Origin of the sequence: Mesorhizobium sp. ORS 3428, assembly GCF_001854785.1 — a bacterium.
Taxonomy (GTDB): Bacteria; Pseudomonadota; Alphaproteobacteria; order Rhizobiales; family Rhizobiaceae; genus Mesorhizobium.
Map to the genome: position 1 here is coordinate 1 of NZ_MDFL01000013.1, position 9,827 is coordinate 9,827.

Here is a 9,827-nt window from a genome sequence, read left to right on the forward strand (position 1 = left end):
AGGGCCAGGCCACTTCCGATGTCGTCTATCTGGCTTCGACGGCGACCTACATGGCTTATGCCAACCAGACGCTCATAGCACGCGACCCGCTCGATGAGATGAGCATGGGCAGTCTTTTGGTCTTCGGCGAAGATGACGTTTTCCTCGATGAGAACCCGGAATACGGAAAATCTCTGTACGATCTTCACACCGACGGAAGCGGCGTTTGTTATTCCTCACGCCTGCGACCGATCTTAACCATGTCGCCGAATGCGAAATATTGGAGGTTCGGCGGTGACGGGCATCTGACGGGTTGGCTCGATGCGCTAGGCATCAGCGCAGACGTCATCACCGACGAAGACCTTCACAGCGAAGGGGAAAGCATTCTCGTTCCTTATCGTGTCGTCTTGACTGGATGCCATCCCGAATACGTTTCTTTGGCAATGTGGGACGCGTTGAAGACTCATCTCGGCCGCGGCGGACGTTTGATGTATCTGGGTGGCAACGGCTTCTATTGGCGGACCGCGTTTCATCCCACCCTGCCTGGATTGATCGAGGTTCGGCGCGCGGAAGATGGTTCCCGCGCATGGTCGGCTGAAGCGGGCGAATATTTCATGAGCACGACTGGCGAATACGGCGGGATGTGGCGTCGCCAAGACCGAGCCCCCAACCAACTTGTCGGAATTGGCTTTTGYGCCAATGGTTTCATGTCAGGTTCATATTACCAGTGGTGCCCAGGGAGCACGGATCCGCGCGTCGATTTTGTTTTCAAAGGCATCACGAAAGGTGCCAGGTTCGGAGACTATGGCCTGTCGGGCAATGGTGCGGCCGGACAGGAACTGGACCGCTACGATCCGGCCTTGGGATCACCCAGACATGCTGCCGTGATCGCGACTTCCACCGATCATACCGATAACATGGTGCTGGCCAAGGAAGAGTTCGGCGCAATGCATTGGATGATCGGGGCGACCGAGAACAAGAACGTTCGCTCCGACATTGTCTTTTTCGAAACGACAGGCGGCGGAGCGGTTTTCTCCGTCGGCTCCATTTCCTGGTGCRTGAGCCTGCCCATCAAAGATTATGACAACGACGTCTCGCGTGTCACGCGGAACGTGCTCGAGCGCTTCCGGGATCCCAAGCCGTTCCCGTCATCACGTTCGGGGTTGGTGAGAGTAGCCTCCACGCCAGCCGCCATTACCTGATCAAAGTTAAGTAATAAGCGAGGAACAAATAATGCGGTTTTCCGGCTGCGAAATGGAATGTCGCGTTCAACGCCTGCGCGCCGAGTTGCGCGCYCGCAAGCTAGATGCGGTGCTCATAGACGACTGCGAGGCGACTGCATACTACTTCAACTACGAGTCATCYGTGACTTTGTACCGTGCTGGCCTCATCTCAGCTGATGCCGGGGCTTTTTTTGTGCTGAGGTCGATTGACGTCGCTCCGCTGCAGGAAAGGACATGGGTTGAGGATATCGTTGGCTTTGCGGACGACGAGGATCCCGTCCCGGCAATAGCACAGAAGATTCGACAGCGAGGGCTTGATCGCAAGCGCATCGGCATTGACCTGCGGAGCCATGCCCTTACGGTCCATACCTTCGAGGCCTTGAAGCGGGAGTTACCACATGTGGATTTCGTCGATGTAGACAATCTGCCGTGGAGACTTCGCAAGGTGAAGTCAAAAGCTGAACTGGAAAAACTCCGAACGGCCAGCGCAATCAACGATGCCACAATGCGGGATGTCGTCAACACAGTAAGGTTAGGCGCCACCGAACGGGAAGCTGTGCGGAACGCCGTCGAATCCTGTATTCGCCACGGGGGCGACCCGGATTGGGCTGGGGTCGTCACTGCCGGTAGAGGAAAGTGGGCATCTCTTCACGGTCATCTTAGCGAGGCACCGCTCCAGAAAGGAGACGTCCTCCATATCGAAATTGCACCTTATTTCGAAGGCTATAATTCGAGGATGATGCGCTGTGTGCTCTTGGGCGAAATACCGGCGGAGTTAGACGTCCTATCGAGAAAGATGATTGAAATTCAGGACGARCAAATTGCGGCCATGAAGCCGGGCGCAATAGCAAAGGACGTTGACCGCATTATGCGGCAAGGAGCGCTCGACAGCGGAATTCGTGATAGATACCCTAACATCACTGGATACACATTGGGTTATTATTCCAGCCGGTTGATACGTGGAAGTGATTTTACCTGGGTTTTCCGTCCGAGTTCGGAATGGACCCTGGAGGAAGGGATGGTCTTCCATATGTATACCTCGGGTGGTGGAATCGCCATTAGCGAGACGGTCCTAGTCGGCCCGAACGGTGGTGAGAGATTGACCAAAATGGAGCGCCGTCTATTTTCCAGCAATGAAAGCTWAGAATAGAGTCGAGATTAGGCATGCACGCTTTTGCTCTGTTCAAGTACAGCAGCCTCACCGACACTCGGGCCCACATTTGCGCGATTTACCATTCGTAGCAACCGAGGGGTCGATCGACGCGGCACTACTCAATCACCTCCGGCGCGTCCAAGTCGCTCCTTAAACAACTCTATGGAACCATGTCACAGAGAAATATTGCCATAGCAACCTCATGGAGCCACAGCATGCAGTCGGGCAGCCAAACCGGACTGGCGAATACAATGTGGGGTCTGTAGCGTTCGGCCACGCTCATCCGCTGTGGAAGCGCGGCAGACTCCGACCGTTTCCGGAGTAGATGGCAGTAACCACCCCGGGGCTACGTGCCTGTGACATTAACCAAAAACATGTCCGGAGATCAACATGGTATCCATTGGTATAAACACACACATAGCGGAATTGGAAAGAATCGATCCAGTAGCGTTCAAGGCTATAAATACGAGTGCAGTTACAGAGTCGCTCGATCACCTTACCAGAAGCTCCCGTAATGAGTTCACTTCGGAAGGGCGCGGGGCGGACTACCTCGACAGCATCCAACTGTCCCTGCTGGCGCGATCGGAGGGTGTGATGGATCTTCTCGGCAAGATGCATCCCAATGGTCGCAACGGACTTTGTCCATCGCTGATCATCTGCGATCTTCTCGCGGGTGACGGGTACGTGAACAAGGTAGCCCGCCGGATATTGGGTGCGGCGCGGTGCCCGGCGTTCATCAACTCCGACATATCTCAGTTCATGGTGGACCGTTGCATCCGCGACGGCCTATTTGCTATCTGGCAAAGTGCGACCAATCCGTTCTGGATTAGAGACGGATCGGTGGACGGTGTGCTCATGGCTTACGGCACGCACCACATCCCGCGCGCTCAGCGCCCCGCTGCGGTCCAGGCAGCTGCGCGAGTTCTCCGGCCAGGTGGCATCTTTGTTCTTCATGACTTCGAAGTGGGCTCACCCACTGCCCGCTGGTTCGCTGACGTGGTGTCAACTCATTCCGTGACGCCGCATGACTACCCTCATTTTACCGCGGGCGAGGTGCTCGATCTGTTCGCTGCTGCCCAGTTCGATGAGGTAACTGTCCAGCGAATCACAGACCCTTTCGTTTTCCAGGGAAGAGACGAGGAGAGCGTTCTCCAGTTACTAGCCGACTATGTCGTGAAGATGTACGGGCTAGTGAAGCTCCGGGCCCACACTCAGCGCGTGCTCGCGCTTCTTGATGAGTATTTCGGGATCGAAATAACACGAACCTCTCACGGTGAGTTCGAAGCGCGCATAGCGCGCAATGCCTTGGTCGGCAGCGGGCGAAGATGCATCGGGTAGAGCAGCACCATGGAAAACATACTGACCACCTTTCTGCGCCTGTCGCGTCAGCACCACAAGCAACTTTTTTTCGTATCTGGACCTGATGTGGTGGACGGCCTCCGTTATCGGCATCGCAATGTGCAAAAGTGCGGCTGTCTAAAGTCACATAAATGAGAGCCGCCCAAGGAGAAGGTTGGCACAGTCGGTTTGGAGATCGCCAAGCACGTCTTTCAGATCCATGGTGTAGAACGGGCGTTGGGCGTGGTAGTCGAAGCATTCCGTGCCGTTGGAGACCCCTGGTCGGGCTGTTGAYGCTGTTCGGGAAACTGCGAGAGAGATGCGAAGCAAAAACCGGGTGCGATTATCCGATCGTGTCCATTCAGGAGGCAGGCCTCGACGGATTTGGATTCACCGGGTGCTTGAGAAGGAAGGGATCGAAAGTCATGTCGTGGACCTGACGATGCGGTCGGTTTTCGCCCGTTTGCGTCCGCGCGATATCTCGCTCGACGATGGTGAGGCGTTGTTGCGGACCTTCATGGCTTACAAGCGCGGCGAGCCATGTGCCTGCGCTATAGTTCGGGCTCCGTCGCCCGAGGAGAGGCTCGTCGACGAATTTGCCGCGAGCGCAAGGCACACATCGCCGAACGCGTGACCCAGGTCAATCGGATCAAGGGGCTGCTATTCTCACAAGGCGTCACGAACTATGAGCCCGCTGCGCAGGGATCGGCGGCAGCGGCTTGAAGAGCTTCGGACTTGCGACGATCGTGCGCTGCCCGTGCATATGGAAGGCCCAGATCTGCCGGGAGCTTGAACGGCTCGAAGTTCTGATCGACCAGATAAAGACTTGTCGAGGAAGAATGTGACGCGCTCATTGCGGCGGAATCCCGAAGTTCTCACGGCAAGGACTTCGTTACCTCGCACCATGCATGGGGAGTGGACTTTCTCAATAGTCCGGGTTCATTTCACGAGGAACGTGCTGGCGCATGCCCGCGATTCTGATGCGCTCATCGGCTGGTCTCAGGGTTCCTCGATCGCCGCCATATAGAGCTTCAGCAGCACCAACCCGAGCAAATGGGCCAACAAAGCGGCGGCCGCCGCGGCGCACCTTCAGGTAGGTGGCATCAATCCATAGGTATGGCCAGTCGCCTTCGATCGGCTCGAGGAAGGCCTTCATCTTATCGTCGATCTCCTCGCACAGTCGGCTGACCTGGCTCTTGGAAATGCCGCTCATCCCCATCGCCTTGACCAGATCATCGACCGAGCGGGTTGAGATGCCGTGGATGTAGGTGCGGTCAGTTGCCCATCGATCGCGTCTGTRAGCTCCTCGACAATATCCCTCTGGGTGAAGCTGTCGAAGCGAGCTATGACCGCAAGCTGCGGAGGCGAAGCCGTCAGCAGTCAAGCTGCTGCTCGCAATCAAGGGTGTCGGCCGAGTTTGCCGCCATCCTGTAGTCGGAAGGGTTGTTCCGGCGTTTTGATAGTCGCCGCCAGGTCGTGCCGGACTGGCTCAGACTGCCGCAGCCAGAGGCAGGACATCTGTATTAGCGTTGTCCGCAGCCTTGGATTTCCGGCTTTCGATACGCCTTGCTCGCATCGATGGAGCCRCTCTGCCAGGGCGACGCGGCTGYCGCGCTCGATCTCGTGCTGGCTCAACTGAAATGATGTGTGCGCAGACTCTACAACTGAACTGAACGGTCAGCCGAGCAGGTCGAGTCCCCTCAATTGTCAGGCAGCTCCAAAACTCTTTTTAACAAAGATTCAAATAACATTTACAATTCTTTGCGCCCGGAATTCACAAGAGTGCTAACCTGTTGCAAGAGATCCATGGGCGATGCGAGAATATGGTAACAAGAGCGATAGTGCTGATCGAAAGCAATCCAATAGATACTGGTCTTYTCCAGATCAAAGCCGCGAAGCGTCTCGGCCTCCACCCTATCGTCCTGACGGCTCGTCCCGTTCCGTACGATTATGTTTTGGCGGAAGACGCTGAAGCAATCCATATAGACACAGCAGATCTCGATGCGCTCGTCCGCGAATGCTCCAGCCTAGGGGCAGTCTATGAAATTGCTGGTATCACGACCTCCTTGGAGGAATTCTGCGCAACTATCGCMAAACTTTGTGTGCATTTTAATTTACCCGGCCCTAACCTCGCATCGATTGAACGATGCTGCGATAAATTCGTTCAACGGCAACTCCTAGCTGAGGCCGGCGTTCCCGTACCTGTTTATCGCTTGGCAGCGAGTGTGGCTGATGCAGAAAGCTATTCCGTGAAGATCGGCCTGCCGCTGGTCCTTAAGCCGTTGGTGGGCGCAGGCAGCAGTGGTGTCCRATTGTGYCGGGACTCCGGCGAGGTCRCCGAGCATGCGGRCAATCTGTTGGGCGGAGAGCACATATCGGGACCTTCACGAGGGATTCTGGTCGAGCAATTCATACAGGGGCCACACTACAGCATTGAGACCATGGGGAATGAAGTCATTGGAATTGGCGCGGAAGACTTTGGTCCGCCACCGCATTTCGTCAGTCGTAAGTACATTTATCCCGCCCTGCTGAGTAATGAGGATCATAAACGCATCGTCGATGTTTCACTGAGTTCTTTGCGAGCGCTCGGCCTTGGCTGGGGGCCGGCAAACATTGATGTCCGGTGGACGGTATTTGGCCCAGTCGTCATTGAAGTTAATCCACGACTTGGCGGCACGCCCGCTTCTCAGCTGGTCCAACTGGCTTATGGTGTCGATCTCGTCACCGAGCACATCAAGCTTGTCATCGGTGACGAATGGGATTTGCGCAAAAGGCACTCCCACACTGCGGCTGCGCAATACTTTCTTCCTGATCGGGACGGCACCCTGGAAATCGGTCAAGGTAGCGCGGCGACTGCTGAATCGGGCGTAGCCGAGGTGAAATTTTACGTCGAAAACAAAACACGGATCGTAAGGAAGGGCGATTATCGAGACAAAATCGGATGCGTTATCGTCTCCTCACCTAGCCGCGCACGGGCAAAGGAGATGCTCCAATACTCCGTCGACTCAATCAAATGGTCGATCGTTCCCCTTCCGAGTCTCGACGGCAGTGACTCACACAGTTGCTCATAGAATTCCCATCGTGATTCATGCAGCAAACTAAGCGATAGGCCGCCCTGCGCTAGGGCCGGGCCGCTCTCCATCTCCACCCGAGTAGACCGGCAGTTTCGTCGTGCTTCGTCATGGCACCGATCGACCATCTGCGATCAGGGCGCTCTGCTGCTGCTCGCACATCTCGGCTTGTGCGCGGGCGTGGTTTTGCGAATGTGCCTCGCAGACCGGACTGGCGCGAGGGAAACTTTATGTGTGCGGCCGAAGGCCGCCCCGAGACCGGCTTCACTGCCCCAGGACCTCGGTGAGGAGATGATCGACTTGGCGACGCTAGTCCGCCCACCACCTGCGAGCAAATCTTCCTGCGGACTGTCGCGGGGGCGCCACCGTTCCAACCATGGTTAAGCTCGCGCTTCCAAAATGGCCAGGTATCGACAACGCTCCCTCCCGAGGGACCAAATTCCTGCGGCAGTCCGCAGCGATTAGCATGCTGCGGACCGGCGCCAAGCTGGATATGATCAGGACCGTGATTCCCATCAATCGGTCAATACAACTTCCCACAATGCGAAGGCGGACATCAACATGCTTCTCCAGATCGCGCGGCCTCGGGGAATGCGTCATCCTCAGCTAGCAGGCACGGCGAAGGAACGCGGCGACAGTCATGACCTTCTGCCGACTGCCGTGTGGATAGTCCTTCCAGCCAAGGGCGACTTGCCGTCCTGGATGGCGACGAACACTTGGTTTCCACGAGCATTCGTCGCTTCGAGCGCGGGACCAGCGCAACATTCCGCAATCGGTATGCGGCGGGCAGACGGTGCCGCGGTCTGGTCAACGACAGGCTCTGCGTGCGCCCCCGCGCCAGCAGATATAGGATATGACGGCTCGTCAACGAGCTGCGTCACATCTTCGATGAGAAGGCAAAGCATGCGCGTTCGAAGGCACCGGTGCGCTCGTCGGTTCAGATGTGAAGGAAACCGGCGGCCCGCGCCCCGATGCGCTCCTGCKCTGGCTCGTCCAGCACCGAGCGGTCGCCACTCTAGCGCTCGTGCTCGAGCGGGAGTGCGCCGGGTCGCRCAGCCGTGCGTTCCACTGGGGTTCCAGTGCTTGGCGGGATCGACCTTCAGGTGGCGCCGGCGGCTACAGCGTAACACCGTATGTCCGCTTGTGCCGGTAAGGTGGCTCGCCCTACACGGCCCGTCCGAGGGTTGCTTCTTGCCGGCATAGGTCGAGCGCCTCAGAATGACGTAACCCGGTCACCGCTATCAGTCCGAACAGGCCGTGATATATCCAACGACGCAGGGCGTTGGCGGCGGCAGCGAGAGTGCCGCCGCCAGAAGGGCCTCAATCTCGGCATCGGTATTATAAATAGGGCTTTGCCCGCGGCAGCGGAGGCATGGCGTCGCGTGGGGGCACTTCCGTCCGGGGGTCGAAATAAGCGAGATGCTAAGCGAAACAGTGCACATCGGTCACGCGGATGGACCAGCTCGGTTGCCGGCCGATCAACGTCACCCACTCCATCACTAGCGCCATGGTAATBGTCTCGGCGCCACGCGCCTCCATGAAGGTTGACGAAATCCGACAACCGTCGGGCGCGGCCGCGGTACTCGTATCCCAACCCCCGGGCGCATGCTTCGCTCGAGCGCTGTCCGAAGCCGGCCCATTGGACCGCCCAGGGCAGGCCCAGTTCGCGCAGCTCCTCGATGGTCGAGCTTGGCATACATCCTTGTGCTGTCGATGGCTGTGGCGAAAGAGGTGGGCGCCCTGGTGCGCGTAGCCATGAATGCCCGCCCGCTCGAGGGCCTCCGGAGGCAAAGCCGACGTGCGGAGCATTCGCAGAAATAGCAGGCGACACGCTGAAGCCGGTCCCCCGTGCCGGAGGTAAGCTACGATGGTTGCCCCGACGTCGTGGCTTAGCGGCATCACCGCTTGCCGCCGTCACTTACCGTGGACGAGGATACTGCCCGATTCCCAGTCGACATCGTCAACACTGAGCGCCGCAACCTCGCTGGCGCGCAAGCCGAGCTTGGCCAGGATCATAAGCGCCRCATAGTTCCGAAGCCCCATTGCCGTGGTCCGATCGCAGGTATCGAGAACCTGCCGGACCTTTTGCTGGCGGCAGGAAGGTTCGTAGGCCAGCAARYCGCCCRCCACGGATCGACGGCACGCAATCAGCCAAGACCACCGAAAGAACCCCTTCAGACGCAAGTAGCGCAAGAAGGCGCGCTCCACCCTTTGCCACTGTCGGCGGAGCATCGAGGGCATGTCGATTGGAACCGCATCATGTCACTTGCCGACTGAGGTTCATCGGGGCACCGGAGGTAGCCCATCTTCTCGGCCCGCGCTGAACCGGCAAGAGCAATCTGGCAACCGCGCTCGCCGCAGACGCTGACCGACCGTCAGTCGGTTGGCAACACGCTCTGCGGATTGGCTTTCCATGGCCCCTATGCCACAGACCCGAAGGTCATTCGGTATAGGGTCGTGATGTCGAAAACGGGCAGGCCAGTTATTCGGCGAATTGCAGATGCCACCACCGGAAAGCATGTGCACTCGAACAGAATAGCTGAAATTTCAGGGTGCTTGGCGCGGAGCCTAGCGATGCAGGCCGCGACATCTGGTTCGATATCAGCGGCTCCTGTCGGAATTCGTGGAATATTCATCTCGCATTCCCACACCTTGCTGCCTTCGACACCGCCAATAACTACTCTCTYGCGAGCGACGGGATTATCGAGGCCGAGCATATCATCGCTGAACTGGGTAGAGTCGAACGTCACGACTGCGAGCTTCGCGGCCGGCGGCAGTTGTCRCAGCAACGTCGGCACCAAAAGGAGGCTCGACAGCGCGACAGGCACGTTCACCGACGCAGCAACCGCCGCTTGGTGCCGAATGAAAAATCCGCACGTCGAGCTTATCGCGGCGGCGCCCCGCTCGACCAGCCGACGGGCCGTTACAATGCAGGCCTGCTCAAGCGCTGGATCGCCGGGGACGACGCGTTTCACCCAGGCTCCCGGGACGGTTTCCGAGATGAGCGGAAAGTCGAAGGTGGCCGGATGCAGCATACAGCCAGGCTCCGGCGGCGGCTCCACT

Annotated in this window: 6 protein-coding genes and 3 pseudogenes; 5 read left to right on the top strand and 4 right to left on the bottom strand. The window is 58.0% G+C overall.

All coding sequences use genetic code 11. The annotated features are described in order from the left end of the window. The 4 genes and pseudogenes from ORS3428_RS03850 to ORS3428_RS33835 all read left to right on the top strand — a co-directional run. Window positions 1-1,181 (top strand): N,N-dimethylformamidase beta subunit family domain-containing protein (locus ORS3428_RS03850; RefSeq protein WP_338011909.1); only part of this gene is annotated, 1,181 nt, incomplete at its 5' end. Between the two features lie 31 nt (window positions 1,182-1,212). Beyond that, on the top strand, window positions 1,213-2,352 hold the full coding sequence (locus ORS3428_RS03855; RefSeq protein WP_071094745.1) for a M24 family metallopeptidase: 1,140 nt from the start codon (window positions 1,213-1,215) through the stop codon (window positions 2,350-2,352). Window positions 2,353-2,949: 597 nt separating this feature from the next. Continuing rightward, window positions 2,950-3,693 (top strand): class I SAM-dependent methyltransferase, encoded by a 744-nt coding sequence (locus ORS3428_RS03860; RefSeq protein WP_157895917.1) that lies wholly within the window; start codon window positions 2,950-2,952, stop codon window positions 3,691-3,693. A 287-nt stretch (window positions 3,694-3,980) separates the two neighbouring features. After that, window positions 3,981-4,514: pseudogene (locus ORS3428_RS33835) on the top strand (IS110 family transposase); the annotation flags it as partial. Between the two features lie 248 nt (window positions 4,515-4,762). Here ORS3428_RS33835 and ORS3428_RS31080 read toward each other — a convergent pair. Then, window positions 4,763-4,960: pseudogene (locus ORS3428_RS31080) on the bottom strand (transposase); the annotation flags it as partial. A gap of 230 nt (window positions 4,961-5,190) precedes the next feature. Next, window positions 5,191-5,294 (bottom strand): annotated as a pseudogene (locus tag ORS3428_RS32165) (transposase); the annotation flags it as partial. Between the two features lie 222 nt (window positions 5,295-5,516). On the opposite strand from ORS3428_RS32165, the gene ORS3428_RS03875 reads away from it, so the two are divergent. After that, on the top strand, window positions 5,517-6,764 hold the full coding sequence (locus ORS3428_RS03875) for an ATP-grasp domain-containing protein (protein WP_071094754.1): 1,248 nt from the start codon (window positions 5,517-5,519) through the stop codon (window positions 6,762-6,764). 1,914 nt (window positions 6,765-8,678) lie between these two features. Here ORS3428_RS03875 and ORS3428_RS33840 read toward each other — a convergent pair. Next, a complete protein-coding gene (locus tag ORS3428_RS33840) occupies window positions 8,679-8,882 on the bottom strand; it encodes a tyrosine-type recombinase/integrase (protein ID WP_244507847.1) in 204 nt (67 codons plus the stop codon). Window positions 8,883-9,184: 302 nt separating this feature from the next. Then, the coding region (locus ORS3428_RS33845) for a hypothetical protein (protein WP_338011910.1) at window positions 9,185-9,827 on the bottom strand (643 nt) is incomplete at its 5' end.